A 17,202-nucleotide genomic window follows, 5' to 3' on the forward strand; every position below is an offset into this window, starting at 1 on the left:
TAATATTTCTCTTTAATATAGAGCAATATAATTTTTAAGATCGTTAATTCTTTCTTTTGTTTTATCTTTTAAACAACTGCTATATACCATTGGTGCTAAACCGCCACCTTGATAATAATCAGCTTCATATTGACAAGAGAGATCTCTAAAATTAATCCAAACTTGCTGGGCTTGTTTTAATTGTTCTTTTCGAATAGCGTCCAATTTGGTGTAATATTGTTGATAAATGCGGTTAAGTTCTTCGTCTTTCTGTTGAAAATCCTGATGTACACATTGATTTATTTCAGCTTGTGTTGCTGCATTTCTACAATCAAAATTATCTGCTTGTAAATGTATAGACCAAAATAGTATACCGCCAGATATTGCACTTAATAAGATAAGTTTTTTCATCATATCCTCCATTTTATGATTAAAACATCATTAAAGATATTTATTCCATTTGTTTAATTTAAAAGATAAAAATAAATTCTTTATCATTTTAACAAGTTTTATTACATAGCAATGACATGAAGATAACGAAAAACGACGCTATTTAAGGCTATCAAAATCAGACGATAAAATATTAATGTTTAATAATTATACTGATGCTTTATTTGTAGAAAACACTTATTTAATAAGTCATTAAAAAAACAACAACTCAACATCTCTTTTATTTTAACAATTTATGCTATTTAAAAAAGATTAAGTAAAATAAAAACAGTATTCTAGTGTCATACTTTTTATATTCAATAGCTTTCATTAAGATATCTAATAAATTCAACTTAATGAGTGACTTGTTTTACCTGTTTCTATTTAAGCTATTTTTAATTATACCCGCGTAATTAATTAGACTATTTAGTCTAATTAATGCATATTATATAAATAATGCTATGAGCAGCTTGCTGAAAAATTCGCAATTCTATTCGTTATCGAGGATATTTCGATCTATGAAGAGATGTTTCAAATCAATTTGGTTTTATGTCGCCTTAATGGCACTTATTTTTGTGTTTATCATAAGTAATAGCAGAGTTTCTGATTTTGAATTAGATGCGAAAAAATCAACGATCATACCAATAAGTTTTGTTTCTAGGGCAGACAAATTATCAGGAACATTGATTTTGCCTAGCAATAACGACATAAAAGCAGTCGTTATTTTGATTCATGGGGATGGAGCCCAAGATCGTTTTTCTAATGATGGATATTTACCACTGATTAATCGTTTACTTGCAGCAGGTATTGGTGTTTATACCTGGGATAAAGCAGGTGTGGGAGAAAGCCAAGGAAATTGGTTATTTCAATCTATGCAAGATAGAGCAGATGAAGCGCAAATAGCATTACAGATTATCCAAAAGAAATTTACTCATACAGATATTAAAATAGGTTATTTGGGCTTTTCACAGGCTGGATGGGTTATCCCTATTGCAGCGGCGCAATCTAAACCTGATTTTTCTGTCATTATTGGAGGCGCTGTCAATTGGAGAGATCAAGGTGCATATTATTATCGAGTGCGCTTAAAAGCTAATAATATTGATAGTAATGAAATTAATAGAAGAGTCACTGAACAACTGCAACAAAATGATCGCGTGTTTGGCATTAATGGTAGTCATGATACGTCAGCGCAAGGAGATATGTCTGACGATCGCTTCTATTTTGTTATTCAAAACTATTTAAGTGATTCCTCTAAATATTTACCGAATATGAATGGGCGAGTACTGGCTATGTTTGGTGAACGAGACCTTAATGTTGATGCACCTGAAAATGCATGTTTGTATAAAACATTATTAGGAAATGACGCAGATAATACGGTTGCCCTATTCCCTAACACTACTCACGGGTTGTTAAAAGCATCACTATTTAACTATCAGTTAGAAAACCAGTGGCCATGGTGGAAAAAGATACTCTTTATTTATCTCGGTCAAAAGAGTTACACCTCCGATACTCTAAATATACTCACCTTATGGATAACGGATAATAAATCAGTACCCTCTGAATATAGTGATTTTCAATGTGAAAATACCAATTCAGAATTAAGATAAAATGCAGATAACACCTAAATGACAGAGGCTCTTTATGTGTTGAAGTGTAAAATAAAAAATACACTATAAATCAATCTGATATTCAATAATCTTTCTAATTTGTATTAGCGCATCACGCAATAAATCAATGTCAATTGAAGCTAATGCAATACGAATTGCATGGGGAATATGAGGTGTTGTAGCATAAGGCTCAGCGGTTGCAACAGATATTTGTAATTGATGTAATGAAGTAACGATTTTATCGGCTCTAACTTCTTCTGGTAAAGGGATCCACAAAAAATAGGAAGTTGGATGATGAATATAGGAAAATCCTTCAAATATCTCACTCACTATTTTTTGTCTCTGCTGTGCATCTTTGCGTAATAAACGTTCTAATTTATCAACAACCCCTTCTTTCACCCATTGGCAGATAATGGACGTCATAAGTGCGGGTGTATTCCATGTTGTGACTCTCATTGAACGCTCTAGCGATGAAATCGTATTTGTTGGAGCAACAATAAAACCAACTCTTAACCCAGACGCGATATTTTTAGAAAATCCTGAAATATAAAAGGTAATATCTGGCGCCAAGGTAACAATTGAAGGTGGTGCTTTTTTAACTAAAAAGGCATAGGTTGCATCTTCAATAATCATAAAATGATATTTTCTTGCCAATGTAATTAATCGCTGTCGCTGTTTTAATGTTAATACCCACCCCATTGGATTATGAAGTGTGGGAATACAATAAAGTGCGCGTATGGCTCTTTTTTTACATAACTCTTCCAATTTATCTAGATCTGTTCCTGAAGGTGTTATAGGAATAGGTAATATTTCTAAATGATGAGCGAGTGCCGCTAATTTAAATCCGGGATAACTCAATGCATCTACCGCGACAACATCTCCTGGTTTCAAAGCACTCAATAATGTAATAGCAATACCTTGTTGTGCCCCACTAGTAATAATAATATTTTCAGGTTCAACCTTGATTTCTTTATTTTTAAGATATTGAGAAATCACTATTTTGTCGTGTAGTTTCCCGCTATGGGGTTGATAGCGAAGTAATGATTCAATTTCACCCGATGTCGATAATCTTTTTAGCTCAGTGCGCAATAATTCAGCTTGAATGGGTAAAGAGGGATAATTGAAATTAAGATCCAACATATCTGTTGCCGTAGGGTTTTCTATACCATGGTTTGTTGGAAGTGATAACTCACGTACAAAAGTACCTCTTCCCGTTTCACCAATGATTAACCCCATACTTTCTAATTCGGCGTAGACACGGCTTGCTGTTGCAAGAGACATTTTATGTTCTGCTGCTAAATGTCGATGGGTGGGTAAACGCGTGCCTGGCAATAATTTACCTGTGCGTATTTCATGCGCCAATTTATCAACTAAAGATTTATAACGGGGCTGAACCATAGAAATTGTATCCATGACAATTATTTGATTGTCATAATTTTGACTCATAAGATAGCACTCAGCAAGTGATATATAGATACCATTATTCTGAATAAAATTTTCTATTTCAATTGCTATTACTAAAATGTAATTAACTGTTTTTAATGAAAATAAATCATAATAATGATGGGGCATTATATGCAAAAAATAGAACAAAAAACGCAAACTAGAGGTTGGGTAAATGGTTTTATAGGGATGTTGATTTTTAGTGGCTCTTTGCCTGCAACAAAAGCGGCTGTATTAGGTTTTGATCCCTTATTTTTAACTGCTGCAAGAGCAACAATTGCAGGGTTATTATCTTTAATAATGTTGCTGTTATATAAAGAGAAATTACCTACATTTAAACAGTGGGTTTCATTAACCGTTGTTTCATTAGGTGTTGTTGTGGGTTTTCCATTATTAACGGCAATTGCACTACAAGAAATAACTTCAGCACACTCTCTTGTTTTTTTAGCTTTATTACCATTATCTACGGCAATTTTTGCGGTAATACGCGGTGGTGAAAAACCTCGCCCTATTTTTTGGTTTTTTTCTATTATTGGTAGCTTATTAGTGATGGGCTATGCCCTTTCTCAAGGTGGAGGATCATCAATCAGCGCAGATTTATTAATGATAGCGTCAGTGATTGTTTGTGGTTTAGGTTATGCCGAAGGTGCGACTTTAACGAAAGCATTGGGTGGGTGGCAGGTTATATGTTGGGCATTAATTGTATCTTTACCTCCCATGATTATTCTTAGCTTTATTCTTATGCCTGAAGAGCTCGCGACAATTAGCCTTTCAGCATGGTTAGGCTTAGGTTATGTCTCGCTTTTTAGTATGTTGATTGGCTTTATATTTTGGTATAAAGGATTATCGCAAGGCGGGATCGCAACCGTAGGACAACTCCAATTATTACAACCATTCTTTGGATTAGGTTTAGCGGCTGTATTACTTCATGAATCTGTGAATTTATTGATGTTATTCGTCACTATTGGCGTTATTTTTTGTGTTGCTGGCTCAAGAAAATATGCCTAATTAAAAGTTTCCTTTAAAACTAAAAACACGCTAAATAGGCTATTAGCGTGTTTTACTCTTCAATTAAATTGGCAATTTCAAGCAAGTTATTATCCGGATCACGTAAATAAACCGACATAATAGCGCCAGTTGCACCCGTTCTAGAAACAGGCCCTTCTTCTATCTTTATACCTTGCTGATTTAAATGCTCAATGACCTCTGATAACGGCGTTTGTGTTAAAAAACACAAATCAGCTGAACCTGCAGTTGGTTTTGCTGCTTTGGGAAGGAATTCTTTTCCTACTTGATGAAGATTTATTTTTTGAGAACCAAAAGTGAGTGCTTTGCGCCCTTCTTTAAACGTAATGACGTTAAAGCCTAATACGCGGTGATAAAAATCACACGTTACCTGAATATCAGCAACAGTTAATACTAAATGATCAAGGTGTGTAATTTTCATCAAGCCCTCACTTTTTATGTATCAATTAAAGTTCACACTTTGTTTTTAAAACGGCCGTTTTTCTATGGTGATCTAGCGCTAACTCAATAAGTTTGGTAATTAATGATTGATAGCCTAAACCTGCACTTTGCCATAATTTTGGATACATACTGATATTGGTAAAACCTGGTAGTGTGTTTATTTCATTGATCACAACGCGATTATCTTGCGTTAAAAACACATCTACACGCGCCATACCTAAGCAATTCAGAACACGGTATGCTTTTAATGCAACTTGGCGAATATGTAAACTCGTATTTTCATCCATTATAGCTGGAACAACAACTTTAGCACCATCGTCATCAATATATTTTGTGTTATAAGCATAGAAAGCATCGTTTAATACGATTTCACCACAAGGGCTAACGTTAGGATCTTCATTACCTAAAACTGCACACTCTATTTCACGACCTACAATAGCACTTTCAACAATCACTTTAAGGTCGTATTCAAACGCCATTTCTAATGCGGCGTTGAATTCTTCTTCATTATTAACTTTACTAATTCCTACTGAAGAGCCTAGGTTCGCAGGCTTAATAAATAAAGGAAGTCCTAATTGACGAACCATTTCGTTGTAAGGAATATCATTAATTTGATGCGCCATGATAGTAATAAATGGTGCAACCGCTAATCCTGCACCATCAAGTAGGCGTTTAGTAATATCTTTGTCCATGCAAGCTGCTGAACTCAGGATATTTGGTCCTACATAAGGCATATCAATCATATGTAATAAGCCTTGGAGTGTTCCATCCTCACCGTATGCACCATGTACTATCGGGAATACAACATCGATTTGAGGTAACGCCTGACCATCTTCAAGTGAAATAAATTGGTTTTTTACACTACCAGGAATAATAGCAACCGCTCTTAAAGGTTTGCTTAATGAAATAGTTTTAGGATTATCGCTATTTAGTAAATAATCAGTTTCTGAATATTCATGCCACTGACCCTGTTCATTAATGCCGATTAAGCAAAGGTCGAATTTCGTTCGATCTAATTCATTAATAATATTTTTTGCTGATTGTAATGAAACTTGATGTTCTGTGGATTTACCACCAAAAATAATAGCGACTCTTAATTTACTCATTTTCTAACCTTTTATAGGACAGCTATAGCGAATAGGTAGCAATATATCATGATAAAAACCCCCAATGTAGGTAGATAGTTCTTATCTGGGAAAAATTACGATAAAATGATGAAATTCTATGATTTAGCGTGTTAAAACATCACTATTTTATGTTATAGAGTTTCTATAATAGCAACTTTGCGATAAAAAAGAGTCATGCAATGACTGAGATAAAACAACCGATTGAGATGGATATTACGGAAGTGGTAAAAGCGACAGGACTCGCTTCTTCAGCGATCCGTTATTATGAGAAAAAAGGGCTTATTCATTCGATCGGTCGGAAAGGACTTAAACGAGTTTATCATCGAGATGTTTTGATGCGTTTAGCGTTAATCTCTTTAGCACAACAAGCCCATTTTTCTTTAGATGAAATAGCGCAATTAAGTGTTAATCAAAAAGTACCTGAAATTAATAGAAATATGGTGCATTCAAAAATTGAAGAGATTGATACTAAAATTAGTGAATTAATTCAATTACGAGATGGATTAGAGCATATTTTATTTTGCCCTGAAAAAAATCACTTTCAGTGCAAGCATTTTCAAGATGATCTCGCATTAAGTTTAGAAAAAAATAAGAAAAGACAGCTTAAGTAACTACCTAAAATCTATTTTTAACAGTTAAAACAATAAATTAAAAATAAGCCTAATAAAAAAACGCCCATTGACTTGAAGTCAACTTCAAGTTGTATGATGCAAATTCTTTCTTTATTTGTATCAATGGAGACTTTTTATGCCTAAATCAGTTTGGTGGTTGGCATTTTCTTTAGCGCTTTTTATTACAGGCAACGCATTGGTTCTTTCTGTCGCCGTTATCGTTGGTGAACAACTTGCTAAAGATCCTATTTATTCAACAGTTCCGTTATTAAGCCAATATATTGGCATTATTTCAGCCACTATTCCTATGGCCTACTTTATGATGAAATATTCACGGAAGGCTGGCTTTATAATTGGTAATATTGCGGGTTTAGTGGGGGCTTTATTTGCTATTGCCGGAATATATTATCAGAACTTAATTTTATTTTCGGTAGGAACATTATTTACGGGTGTAGCTATTGGTACAGCACAACAATATCGATTTGCTGCCATTGAAGAAACGCCAGCTAATCTGCATGCAAAAGCAATTGGATTGGTCATGAGTGGTGGCATTATTGCGGCCATTATTGGACCAACCTTAGCCATTGCCTCTCGTCAGTTTTTTACTGATTATCCTTTTATAGGCCCTTTTCTTTCCCTCGCGGTTATTTATATTTCGGCATTTATTCTATTGTGGAAAATTCCATTAAAAAAAGTGGTTAAAGACACAACAATACATAGGGAAAAAACCAGAAGTTACTGTCAACTTTATCGCCAACCATTGTTATTTTTGGTCACAATAGTCAGTGCGTGCGGTTATGGTATTTTAGTTTATATCATGGCGGCAATCCCGTTATCAATGAAGCAAAATGGGTTTGAATTTGCCACTATTGCTTTTGTATTTCAGTGTCATATTTTAGGGATGTTTGCCCCCTCTTTTATTACAGGTCAACTCATCCACCGATTTGGAGTAAAGACGTTCTTTTTCATTGCAATCATATTGCTCATCATCGCTCTCACCATTAATTTAACGGGAATAAGTGTCTATCACTATTTCATCAGTTTTGTTCTTATCGGCATTTCATGGAATCTAAATTTGATTAGTTCGACACATTTATTATCCAATACTTATTTACCTCATGAGCGAGCAAAAGTACAAGGAACGAATGATTTTTTGATTTTCTTCTTTGGTGCAATAGGTAGCATTACAGGCGGTATCGCTTTTTACCTTATAGGTTGGCGTAATACTAATCTCATCAGTATTGCCATCAGTATCATTATCTTATTAATTGCAATTAAACTACGAAAGTTTTTATCTGTTGCGACACAATAGAGTAATCCATAAATGTACGGCAAATAGAAATCGTTCTTTATTTGTTCATTATTATCTTAAGCCCGCTATTTTAAGTGGGCTTTCACACAAAATGATACCTTTTGTTTTTCTTGTTGGATTGCATATCAGAAATCTATTTTGATAGAATCATAATATCGATTAACTTTTAAACTTAGAGAAGGAGGCTAATTATGCTTTTGTGTGATCTTATTGAATACTCACACTTCTTTGGTAATCGCCACAGCTCAGGCCCTCACAGTATTTTACTGCGTTAACCTGCCTGAGCGACGTTAACTATTACCTCTCCTCAGCTTACAGGGTTATCGCTTGATATTACCCAAGGCATTGTTGTGCCTAAAAATGAGTAAGCTATGAGCACATTATTATCTACACAAAATTTATCTTTCCATAACAATCACGGTTTATTATTAAACGATATTTCTTTAGCGCTAATTAAAGGTGAGAAGATTGGTTTAATTGGTTATAACGGTTGTGGCAAAAGTACTTTATTAAAATTACTTTCACATCAATTATCACCAAGTTCAGGTACTATTTCTGTCGCTAATCAAACGGTTATAGCGTATATAGAACAGCACTTACCCACGGAATTACAGTCAATGACTTTAATTGATGCTGTACTTCATAAATTGCCTGAAGAATACAGATTATCTGAAGGCTGGCGAGCTGAGTTATTACTAAGTGAAATGGGGTTTAAACTTCACGAAAAAGATCTTCTTGTTTCGCAATTAAGTGGTGGTCAACACACGCGATTATTATTAGCGAGAGCGTTAATTATTGAGCCTGATTTATTATTACTTGATGAGCCCAGTAACCACCTCGATTTACCCACTATTTTATGGTTGGAAACATTTTTAAAACAGTGGCGTGGTAGCTTCATTCTCGTGTCTCATGATAATACGCTATTAGATAATGTTACGAATTGTACATGGATTATTCGTGATAAATCGCTGTCTCTCTTTCGATTACCCTGCTCTCAAGCTCGAGTAGCACAAGAAGAGCAAGATCTCAGTGCACAACATCGCCGTCATGCACAACAAAAAGAGATAGATAGAATAGCCCAAAGTGCGAAGCAACTCGCAATATGGGGTCACGTTTATGATAACGAGAATTTATCACGTAAAGCCAAGCAGATGGAAAAACAGATTGTTCGTTTAAAAGATGAGCAGACTGAAGTAACGTCTGGAAACCAGTGGGTATTGCAATTTTCGGGTACAACATTACGTGCTGATAGGCTCTGCGAATTAAATCAACTTGCTGTTATTCCTGCTGAAAATGCACCTACTTTGTATACCGTTGAAAATCAACGCATAAAAAGTGGTGATCGAATAGCAATAATTGGTGCTAATGGAACAGGCAAATCATCATTATTAAAGATGATTTGGTCACTTAGTTTAATTGAAACAAGTGAACAAAATGCAATAAAGCTGCATCCCCGAGTTGAATTGGGTTATTACGATCAAAAAATTTCTCAATTAGCTGATCATGATACCCTTTCTGATGCATTAAAACCTTTTGCACCATTAACGGATGAACAGAGAAAAATGGCACTTATTAGTGCTGGCTTTGTTTATACACGTCATGGGCAGAAAGTGAGTACATTAAGTGGAGGTGAACGTGCGCGCTTATTGTTTGTTGGCTTGAGTTTGGCAAACTATTCTTTATTAATGCTAGATGAACCTACAAACCATATTGATATGGAAGGCAAAAAGGCATTAGCTGAACAAATTAGCCAATTCCCTGGCGGTGTTTTATTAGTTAGCCATGATAGGGAGTTGATTGAAAATAGCTGTAATCGGTTTTGGTATATTCATCATGGTATTTTAACAGAGCACCATGATATTGAAGCCATTTATCAGCTTATTTCTGAAGAAGAAATACCAGAAACTCTGCTAATAGATAAATGCAATAATTTGCAGGATAGCTCATCAGTTACATTAGCTTCACATGATGATGACGAAAAACTCGTTAAGTTAATTGAGTTAGAAGAGAAATTAGAAGCTGATTTAGCGCGTAAAACTAACCATCAAAAACCGGCTTTACAGGCACAATGGAGATTAGAGATTAGTCAGTTAAAGCAAGCACTTAAATTGATTTAAAATAGATAAGATTTTGTTTAAACAAAAAGGATCACGGTGTGATCCTTTTTTATTTCTGTTCTTATTTTACTAACTGATATTCAATAAGATATAAAGACTTCGTTGTCGGATAAATATCTTTGATAAGTGCTTTCAACACTGGGAGTGTCATCCCTTCTTGTTGTGCGTGATATTCATTGATATCGTCATAACCTAAAGGCGATACTGATATGATTTTCAGTTTTCCGTAATAAGTACGATGTTCATTAGCAAATAATTCAACAATGCTTCCCGGTTTGTAATCACTTTCACTTTCATCTCGAATAGTAATCACTTTTTTTTCTTCAAGAATCGAAGGGATTAAACGCTCAAAAAAAGTAATTTCTGTTGGTATTGCCGACATAATATAGACTCATAAATTTATTGATAATTTGCTTATTATCTTATCATATAAGAACTATTGTTTATTTTTTTTACCCGCTGAGGTGCTATGCAGGGCCTCTCTCTGAAGAAGCTTAGCCTTTCGCTCAATCCCCCAACGATAACCGGATAATTCACCATTTTGTCGAATGACACGATGGCATGGAATAGCAACTGCGAGCTTATTAGCTGCACAGGCATTAGCGACGGCTCGATATGCCTTAGGCGCGCCAATTTTATCGGCAATTTCTTGGTAAGTCATAGTGTGACCCAAAGGAATATCTAGTAATGCTTGCCAAACTTTTTGCTGAAACACAGTACCTTGAATATCAAGAGGTAAAGATAAGGGTTGTTTGGGTAATTCAATAAAACCGATGACTTGTGCGACGATTTGCTCAAATTCTTCATTTGCACCGATTAATTCAGCCAGAGGAAATTGTTTCTGCAAATCTTCTAATAATCGCTCTGCATCATCACCTAACATAATGGCACAGATCCCCTTTTCACTTTGCGCCACAAGAATACTCCCTAAAGAGCACTGAGCAATTGCAAAAAAGATAGCAATATTCTTACCACCTGTACGCCAATTTGTTGGTGTCATCCCTAATATTGCAGTTGCATTTTCATAGAAACGGCTATTAGCGTTGAAACCTGATTGATAAATCGCATCTGTAATACTGCCATCTTGCACTAACGCTTTTTTTATTAATTTTTGACGATAAGCATTCGCATAATCTTTTGGTGTAATACCCATAATGGATTTAAAGAGACGATGAAAATGATATGGGCTTACCATAACATGCTCTGCAATACAGGTAAGCGACACATCACCGTTATTTTGTTCAATAAAACGGCAGGCTTGCTCAATAAGTTGATTATATTTACTCTCCATTATGGTAGTCCTTTCAATACGGGATTATGGTTATAATGGACAAACATAATAAATAAGTAACTCCGTTTATTGCTCTGTTACTCAGGTTTTTTAGATAATGCCCATAGATAAAGTGATGCCGTGGAGCCATAGGGTGAATAGCGTTTTCGGTAACGTTCGAAGCGGGCTTTATCCAATGTTTTATGACGATAAAGGCGCATAATTCCGCGTTGAATAGCCAAATCTCCCCAACTTAAAATATCTGGTCGATTAAGCGAAGAAATTAATAACATTTCTGCTGTCCAAATCCCAATACCTTTTAGTTGAGTTAAAGTATCAATAACCTCTTTATCTGTCAGATCAGGAATTTTATTTAAATTTAATTTTTCTGAAATAACGGCGTCAGCAATACCGATAATATAATTGGCTTTGCGCATAGTCATTCCGCACTGTTGTATCTCTTGCTCTGATAATTTTATGACACGCTCTGGCGTGTAAGTGCCTTCACATAAATTGAGTAACCGCTGGTTAACGGTGATGGCCGCAGAAATCGATATTTGTTGTTCAATAATGTTTTTAACTAATGCTGTGAATAGATCAGGTGTTAATGGTCGTTTAATTTCCCCTATTCTTTCAATAAGTGCTGCTAAACGTTTATCACACTGTTTTAACGCAGTTATCTCTCTTTCTCCATACTGAAAATACATAATCCCCCCAATAGAATAAAATACTGCAACAGTATAATGTAAAAATGCAAATGTGATGCACTCCATTTCTTGCTTTTTTATTTTTCACAATAAAATAATATCAATTAATAATTAAATAGGAGTTTAATCACCTATAAAAATATAAAGTCACCTCAGAATTACATTCTATACTTTATTCGAATCTGTTATTTGAATTCTATTTGCGAACATTTTTTATATTATAGGATAGCATATTATGAATGATAGTTTAGACTTAAATAATAAATCAGCGGCATTAGATTTAATGAAAAAATCAATATGTTTTACTATTCCAGCAGCATTAAGAGTTGCGGTGAAATTAAAAGTTGCAGATTTATTAAAAGACGAACCTAAAAATATTAATGAACTCGCAGAAAAAACAAATTCAGTACCTTGTATTTTAAATAGAATATTAAGAATGTTAGCATCTGAAAACATATTTTATGAGTTAGAAGGTTCTTATTACTCTTTAGCTCCAGCGGGGCACTTTTTATTAAGTGAACATAAATACAGTCTACGTGATGCAGTGTTGATGTTAACAAACGAAACGTTTTGGGGTCCAGTGGGAGATGCTATTGGATCAGTTCAAGGTACTCCTGCTTTTGAAAATTTATATGGCATGCCTTTTTATCAATATTGGCAAGAAAATGTAAGAGAAGATCATGATTTTCAGGCGGGTATGAGCTCGTTATCAAAAATAGAAAATTATTTTATTATTAAAAACTATGAGTTTCCAGAAAATAAAATTGTCACTGATATAGCTGGTGGATTAGGTGGGTTATTATTAGAAGTCTTAAAAGAAAACCCAACCCTAAAAGGACAATTATTTGAACATGAACATGTATTAGAAAGATCTAAATTAGTCGAATTAGGCGATGACAGTCGCTGGAAATTAATACCAGGTGATTTATTTGGAGATTATCCTGAATCTGATATTTATTTAATTAAATATATTATCCATGATTGGGATGATAACAGTGCTATTAAAATTTTTAAACGCGTTCGTAATGCTATGAAGAAAGACGCTACAATACTTATTATTGAGCCTATTATCTTTAAAAAGAACATTCCAGATGTTGCCAAGTATATGGATATTCTTTGTATGAGTGCATTCCATGCCTCAGGGGAGCGTACCGAAGAGGAGTTTGTTGAATTATTAGATAAAGCAGATTTAAGAATTAATAAAGTCATTAAAACAGAAACATATAACTCAATATTAGAAGTCATTATTAAATAATATATTTTAGTGGTTATTTGTTTGCAACAAAAAAGCCACTTTTGAAAGTGGCTTTTAAATTTAAATAAAGATTATGCAGTTAATGCTAGTTTTGCACCAAAAAGTAAGAATACTGCACCAATACAACTATTTGATAATGAAGCTAACCGTTTGTTATGTTTTACTTTATTAGTAATAGCAACACCGCCAAAAATAAGAACTGATAAATAAAGCATGCTGCATATTTCTAAAATTGCACCTAATACAAAGAATGGAACACCTGCATTTTCATATTTAGGATCGATAAACTGAATAAAAAAAGAAACATAAAAAATGATCATTTTGGGGTTAAGCATACTCAAAAATAACGCCTTAACATAAAGACCATCTTTTGCTTTTACAGTAACTTCAGATAGTGGCTCAGTTGCCTCTTTTTTCTTTTGGAACGTTGCATATAGCGTTTTTAACCCTAAATAGGTTAAGTAAAGCGCACCCGCATATTTAATAACAATAAAGAAAACGGGTGAAGTCTTGACTAATGAAGCAACCCCCAAAAATGCCAAAAAGATTAATAATGCATCACCCGTAAAAACACCAAGAGCGGCTTTATACCCCCCTTTTACGCCATGCTTCGCGCTGGAAGTAAGGACGAAAATCGAGTTTGGACCTGGTACTAAAGTAATAAAAATAACGCCTAAAAGGTATGTCCAAATATTTGAAATACCGATACTTTCTAACATACGACGCCTTTTCTTAAAAAATAACATGCTGAATATGTGAGCTATCATATCCATAATAATTTTTTTGTAAAACAATAATCTTTATACCAATAAAAGATAAGTTAATTACTCTATATTTTAACGCAAAAAGCAGTTGATAGCTCCATTTTTTACTGGCAATCAAGATTAAAAAACCAGTTTAAATGTGCGTTATAGTATGATGCTGAAATTAAAATTTATATAGATTTAATAACCATCAAAAGATACTAAACTAGAATTTTAAATCGATTATTAAATTTATTTTAGATATAAAAACCTATTGTTTGTTTTGTGTTATAGTATATTGTTCTCTTTGTGATCTTGAGCAACGTGTTGTTTTTAAAATTAAAACAGCCTTACTTATTAATCTTATGAAAAATAAGTGTTTTTTTAGTGTTTAGTGAGTTGATTAGCACGAAAAGCGAGAGAATAAAAAAGATTACATTTACCAAAACTATTATTCTAGGTTGTTTTTTATTTTTAGCATAAAGAAATATGCTTATTTCTAGAAATGGAGTTACGCTACTTTGCTCAAAATGAGATTATTGCAGCTGAAGATTACATTGATAATAGTGATGAACATCACCCTGAGCGTATTGCGTGCCATGCACAAGCGACTTTTTATGATAATTTTACGCAAACAGGTAAACTAATAATAAAACAGGTTGCTGTGAGTGAAAGGCCTATGCCTAAAGATGAAATGCCAATTATTGGAGAAATATCGCCTTATCAGGGATTATATATTGTTATTATGCACGCGACGTGACATTGTCACCTTTGTTATGTGAATTAGCTGCACAAGCACTCATTTACAAAAAAGCGGAACCTCTATTAACGCCTTATCGAGTATCACGATTCAGCTAGAGAACTATTATGGATGCACAACTGTATAAAGAATTTAAAATAGTAGAAAAAGCCTTTTGGTCAGAAATTTGTGAAAATAATATTCGTATTGGTGATCATACTCACTGCTTTATGACACCAATGGATGCTGCCATTTTTAACTTTATTTATTTGCGCCAAGGTGCAACAGAAAGCTCATTCCAGCAAGCCAGCACCCTTTTTACTTCGCAGAAAAAAAATCATATTTTGGTATTACCAGAGTCCTTATTGCCTGAATTCGAAGAAATAATCAAAAACGCAGGTTATACCGGTGATGGTATGACAACGGCCATGTATTTAACGCTATCAGACGCGGTTTATCCTGCTTATCGCAATAATCCTTGTGATATTATTCTTACCAATCATAACCTCGCACAATGGGCTCATCCGTTAAAAACAGCTTTCCCTGTGGGTGATGATAGTGAAGATACCATTATTAATGAATATATTCGTTATCACCAAAAAGCATTGGATAATGGGGCAACCATTTTCCATTATGCGTTATTAGTTGAAGGTCAACCCGTCTCGTCATTAACGCTAACAATACATGATAAGTTAGCGCGTTTTGATGATATAGGGACAGATATTGCCTATCAAGGCAATGGTTATGCGACACATTTAATTAAACATGTTTTAGAGTTTTGCCGTGAACAAGGCGTTGAGCGTTGTTTCTTAGATGCATCAGCAGATGGTTTAGCGCTATACCGTAAATTTGGTTTTAAATCGCTCTTTAACTATCTCAGCTTTATTAAAGAGTAAAAGCATAATATGAATAGGCTCAATCATGTCTGTTGAGCTTATTTTTCAAATAGTCATAAAGGTAAGCCTTTTCTCGGCATCTCGTTTATCTTTATCGCTAATTTGCCTTATTACACGACAAGGATTTCCAACAGCAACGCAATTAGCGGGAATGGATTTTGTTACTACACTGCCCGCCCCTATAACGCAATTATCACCAATAGTTACACCAGGTAAAATAATGCACCCTGCACCTAACCATACTGAATGACCAATAGTAATAGGTAATGCATATTCCAGTTCATCGTTACGTATTTCAGGATCAATAGGATGAGTTGCCGTTAAAATACTGACATTAGGCGCACACATCACATTGTGTCCAATTTTCACGGGTGCACAATCTAATATTGTTAAATTAAAATTAGCGTAAAATGCTTCACCAATTTCAATTAACTGACCATAGTCACAATGAAATGGCGGTTCAATAGTGAAATTATTGCCCGTTTTTCCTAAAAGCTGTTTTAAATATGTCTTTCTCTTTTCAATGTCAGAAGGTCGCGTCATATTAAAATCATAAATAATTTCACGCGCTTTGGCTCTAAGTGGCTCTAAACTATCGTCTTTACTAGCATGATAAAGATGACCTGATACCATTTTTTCGTATTCTGTCATTGTGATACTCCTAACTTAAAATAAAAACAGTTTGGATAAAGGGCAATATTTATTTCCTTATTCTAATGTTAATTAACTTAAATTAGCGCTGTTTTTAAGTCCATTAAGTGCGGCTTGATGAAATTGATGATTTAAATTAGCGGTTAAACTTTGTGATATAGCCGTCAGTTCAGTTCCTGCTAAAGTGGGTGAACCTGTGCCGAAAGGAGGACGAGGATCATACTCAATCGCTAATTCAACTAATTGCGCAAAATGTGTACCTAGTAATTGTTCTAATACTAATAATGAAGCATCAAATGAACCAGTTGCAGGCCCTGAAGTATAAATATTACCATCAATAACAACATCACTCCCTTCCACTGCTATGGCTCCCATATCAGGTAACATCGGAACAACATTTGAATTACTGGTCGCTTTCTTACCTTTTAATAACCCAGATGCTCCCAAAACCAAAGAACCATAACACGTACCAATAACATAACGCGCTTTATTACCCATTTTAGTGAAAAATGCCAATGTCTCTTTATCTTCAACCACCTCAGGTGGCACCATTCCAACCACTAAGACATCCAGATCTTCTGGGCACTCATCAAAAGTCATCGTCGGCATTGTTGGCCAACCAATATAGCCTTCAACTAACTCTATCTTTTTCCATATAAAATAAATTTCTGCGCTTGCAATAGTGAATACTGATTGAGCACCATTAATATCCATAGGCATAAAACCGGGACAAACAAAAATACCGACTTTAATTGGTTTAGTTTGTTGTTTACGCCCTTCTTCAACAAGCTTAATAATTGAAGGCATATTTTTTCCATACCGCATTTCATTATGGTTCATTTCATTTTC

18 protein-coding genes are annotated in these 17,202 nt (G+C 34.4%); 8 read left to right on the forward strand and 10 right to left on the reverse strand.

Features of this window, described 5'->3' with window-relative positions:
• Nucleotides 1–12: 12 nt before the first annotated feature.
• Nucleotides 13–390, reverse strand: coding sequence for a lysozyme inhibitor LprI family protein (locus SB028_RS09500; protein ID WP_248620667.1), 378 nt, complete (start codon nt 388–390; stop codon nt 13–15).
• Between the two features lie 536 nt (nt 391–926).
• On the opposite strand from SB028_RS09500, the gene SB028_RS09505 reads away from it, so the two are divergent.
• Nucleotides 927–2,015, forward strand: a complete 1,089-nt coding sequence (locus tag SB028_RS09505; protein ID WP_069367174.1) for an alpha/beta hydrolase family protein — start codon at nt 927–929, stop codon at nt 2,013–2,015.
• A 63-nt stretch (nt 2,016–2,078) separates the two neighbouring features.
• On the opposite strand, the gene SB028_RS09510 is transcribed toward SB028_RS09505, so the two are convergent.
• Entirely contained in the window at nt 2,079–3,461 is a 1,383-nt protein-coding gene (locus SB028_RS09510; protein ID WP_260664555.1) for a PLP-dependent aminotransferase family protein, read from the reverse strand.
• A gap of 129 nt (nt 3,462–3,590) precedes the next feature.
• Here SB028_RS09510 and SB028_RS09515 point away from each other — a divergent pair, with 129 nt between their 5' ends.
• Nucleotides 3,591–4,466, forward strand: coding sequence for a DMT family transporter (locus SB028_RS09515; protein WP_069367173.1), 876 nt, complete (start codon nt 3,591–3,593; stop codon nt 4,464–4,466).
• A 52-nt stretch (nt 4,467–4,518) separates the two neighbouring features.
• On the opposite strand, the gene SB028_RS09520 is transcribed toward SB028_RS09515, so the two are convergent.
• Nucleotides 4,519–4,905: a VOC family protein gene (locus SB028_RS09520; protein WP_069367172.1), complete on the reverse strand. Its 387-nt coding sequence runs from the start codon at nt 4,903–4,905 to the stop codon at nt 4,519–4,521.
• A 25-nt stretch (nt 4,906–4,930) separates the two neighbouring features.
• Nucleotides 4,931–6,031 (reverse strand): D-alanine--D-alanine ligase, encoded by a 1,101-nt coding sequence (gene ddlA / locus SB028_RS09525; RefSeq protein WP_069367171.1) that lies wholly within the window; start codon nt 6,029–6,031, stop codon nt 4,931–4,933.
• 200 nt (nt 6,032–6,231) lie between these two features.
• Here ddlA and SB028_RS09530 point away from each other — a divergent pair, with 200 nt between their 5' ends.
• The 3 genes from SB028_RS09530 to SB028_RS09540 all read left to right on the forward strand — a co-directional run bounded on the left by SB028_RS09530 (nt 6,232) and on the right by SB028_RS09540 (nt 10,092).
• Nucleotides 6,232–6,663 (forward strand): helix-turn-helix domain-containing protein, encoded by a 432-nt coding sequence (locus SB028_RS09530; protein ID WP_069367170.1) that lies wholly within the window; start codon nt 6,232–6,234, stop codon nt 6,661–6,663.
• Nucleotides 6,664–6,799: 136 nt separating this feature from the next.
• Nucleotides 6,800–7,975 carry an MFS transporter gene (locus SB028_RS09535; RefSeq protein ID WP_069367169.1) on the forward strand — a complete coding sequence of 392 codons (1,176 nt, stop codon included), beginning with the start codon at nt 6,800–6,802 and terminating at the stop codon, nt 7,973–7,975.
• Nucleotides 7,976–8,346: 371 nt separating this feature from the next.
• Entirely contained in the window at nt 8,347–10,092 is a 1,746-nt protein-coding gene (locus SB028_RS09540) for an ABC-F family ATP-binding cassette domain-containing protein (protein ID WP_069367168.1), read from the forward strand.
• A gap of 61 nt (nt 10,093–10,153) precedes the next feature.
• On the opposite strand, the gene yqfB is transcribed toward SB028_RS09540, so the two are convergent.
• From yqfB to SB028_RS09555, 3 genes are all read right to left on the reverse strand, one after another.
• Nucleotides 10,154–10,474, reverse strand: coding sequence for a N(4)-acetylcytidine aminohydrolase (gene yqfB, locus SB028_RS09545; RefSeq protein WP_069367167.1), 321 nt, complete (start codon nt 10,472–10,474; stop codon nt 10,154–10,156).
• Between the two features lie 54 nt (nt 10,475–10,528).
• Complete coding sequence (ada, locus tag SB028_RS09550; protein ID WP_069367166.1) at nt 10,529–11,383, reverse strand: bifunctional DNA-binding transcriptional regulator/O6-methylguanine-DNA methyltransferase Ada; 855 nt, start codon at nt 11,381–11,383, stop codon at nt 10,529–10,531.
• A 77-nt stretch (nt 11,384–11,460) separates the two neighbouring features.
• Nucleotides 11,461–12,069, reverse strand: a complete 609-nt coding sequence (locus SB028_RS09555; RefSeq protein ID WP_069367165.1) for a DNA-3-methyladenine glycosylase family protein — start codon at nt 12,067–12,069, stop codon at nt 11,461–11,463.
• Nucleotides 12,070–12,304: 235 nt separating this feature from the next.
• On the opposite strand from SB028_RS09555, the gene SB028_RS09560 reads away from it, so the two are divergent.
• Nucleotides 12,305–13,324, forward strand: a complete 1,020-nt coding sequence (locus SB028_RS09560) for a methyltransferase (protein ID WP_069367164.1) — start codon at nt 12,305–12,307, stop codon at nt 13,322–13,324.
• A gap of 71 nt (nt 13,325–13,395) precedes the next feature.
• Here the strand turns inward: SB028_RS09560 and leuE are convergent, their stop codons facing one another.
• On the reverse strand, nt 13,396–14,043 hold the full coding sequence (leuE, locus tag SB028_RS09565; protein ID WP_069367163.1) for a leucine efflux protein LeuE: 648 nt from the start codon (nt 14,041–14,043) through the stop codon (nt 13,396–13,398).
• A gap of 529 nt (nt 14,044–14,572) precedes the next feature.
• Here leuE and SB028_RS09570 point away from each other — a divergent pair.
• Nucleotides 14,573–14,827, forward strand: coding sequence for a hypothetical protein (locus tag SB028_RS09570; RefSeq protein WP_069367162.1), 255 nt, complete (start codon nt 14,573–14,575; stop codon nt 14,825–14,827).
• 107 nt (nt 14,828–14,934) lie between these two features.
• Complete coding sequence (locus tag SB028_RS09575; protein WP_069367161.1) at nt 14,935–15,702, forward strand: GNAT family N-acetyltransferase; 768 nt, start codon at nt 14,935–14,937, stop codon at nt 15,700–15,702.
• A 45-nt stretch (nt 15,703–15,747) separates the two neighbouring features.
• On the opposite strand, the gene SB028_RS09580 is transcribed toward SB028_RS09575, so the two are convergent.
• Together SB028_RS09580 and SB028_RS09585 are read right to left on the reverse strand one after the other, a co-directional pair.
• Nucleotides 15,748–16,353 (reverse strand): sugar O-acetyltransferase, encoded by a 606-nt coding sequence (locus tag SB028_RS09580; RefSeq protein WP_069367160.1) that lies wholly within the window; start codon nt 16,351–16,353, stop codon nt 15,748–15,750.
• A gap of 72 nt (nt 16,354–16,425) precedes the next feature.
• Nucleotides 16,426–17,193 carry a DJ-1/PfpI family protein gene (locus SB028_RS09585; protein ID WP_069367159.1) on the reverse strand — a complete coding sequence of 256 codons (768 nt, stop codon included), beginning with the start codon at nt 17,191–17,193 and terminating at the stop codon, nt 16,426–16,428.
• Nucleotides 17,194–17,202: the final 9 nt, after the last annotated feature.

Source organism: Proteus vulgaris (assembly GCF_033708015.1).
GTDB lineage: Bacteria > Pseudomonadota > Gammaproteobacteria > Enterobacterales > Enterobacteriaceae > Proteus.

Bases quoted from the DNA above. Each gene is read 5' to 3' on its own strand.
- SB028_RS09500 (WP_248620667.1), bottom strand. From the start codon at position 390: ATGAAAAAACTTATCTTATTAAGTGCAATATCTGGCGGTATACTATTT.
- SB028_RS09505 (WP_069367174.1), top strand. From the start codon at position 927: ATGAAGAGATGTTTCAAATCAATTTGGTTTTATGTCGCCTTAATGGCA.
- SB028_RS09510 (WP_260664555.1), bottom strand. From the start codon at position 3,461: ATGAGTCAAAATTATGACAATCAAATAATTGTCATGGATACAATTTCT.
- SB028_RS09515 (WP_069367173.1), top strand. From the start codon at position 3,591: ATGCAAAAAATAGAACAAAAAACGCAAACTAGAGGTTGGGTAAATGGT.
- SB028_RS09520 (WP_069367172.1), bottom strand. From the start codon at position 4,905: ATGAAAATTACACACCTTGATCATTTAGTATTAACTGTTGCTGATATT.
- ddlA (WP_069367171.1), bottom strand. From the start codon at position 6,031: ATGAGTAAATTAAGAGTCGCTATTATTTTTGGTGGTAAATCCACAGAA.
- SB028_RS09530 (WP_069367170.1), top strand. From the start codon at position 6,232: ATGACTGAGATAAAACAACCGATTGAGATGGATATTACGGAAGTGGTA.
- SB028_RS09535 (WP_069367169.1), top strand. From the start codon at position 6,800: ATGCCTAAATCAGTTTGGTGGTTGGCATTTTCTTTAGCGCTTTTTATT.
- SB028_RS09540 (WP_069367168.1), top strand. From the start codon at position 8,347: ATGAGCACATTATTATCTACACAAAATTTATCTTTCCATAACAATCAC.
- yqfB (WP_069367167.1), bottom strand. From the start codon at position 10,474: ATGTCGGCAATACCAACAGAAATTACTTTTTTTGAGCGTTTAATCCCT.
- ada (WP_069367166.1), bottom strand. From the start codon at position 11,383: ATGGAGAGTAAATATAATCAACTTATTGAGCAAGCCTGCCGTTTTATT.
- SB028_RS09555 (WP_069367165.1), bottom strand. From the start codon at position 12,069: ATGTATTTTCAGTATGGAGAAAGAGAGATAACTGCGTTAAAACAGTGT.
- SB028_RS09560 (WP_069367164.1), top strand. From the start codon at position 12,305: ATGAATGATAGTTTAGACTTAAATAATAAATCAGCGGCATTAGATTTA.
- leuE (WP_069367163.1), bottom strand. From the start codon at position 14,043: ATGTTAGAAAGTATCGGTATTTCAAATATTTGGACATACCTTTTAGGC.
- SB028_RS09570 (WP_069367162.1), top strand. From the start codon at position 14,573: ATGGAGTTACGCTACTTTGCTCAAAATGAGATTATTGCAGCTGAAGAT.
- SB028_RS09575 (WP_069367161.1), top strand. From the start codon at position 14,935: ATGGATGCACAACTGTATAAAGAATTTAAAATAGTAGAAAAAGCCTTT.
- SB028_RS09580 (WP_069367160.1), bottom strand. From the start codon at position 16,353: ATGACAGAATACGAAAAAATGGTATCAGGTCATCTTTATCATGCTAGT.
- SB028_RS09585 (WP_069367159.1), bottom strand. From the start codon at position 17,193: ATGAACCATAATGAAATGCGGTATGGAAAAAATATGCCTTCAATTATT.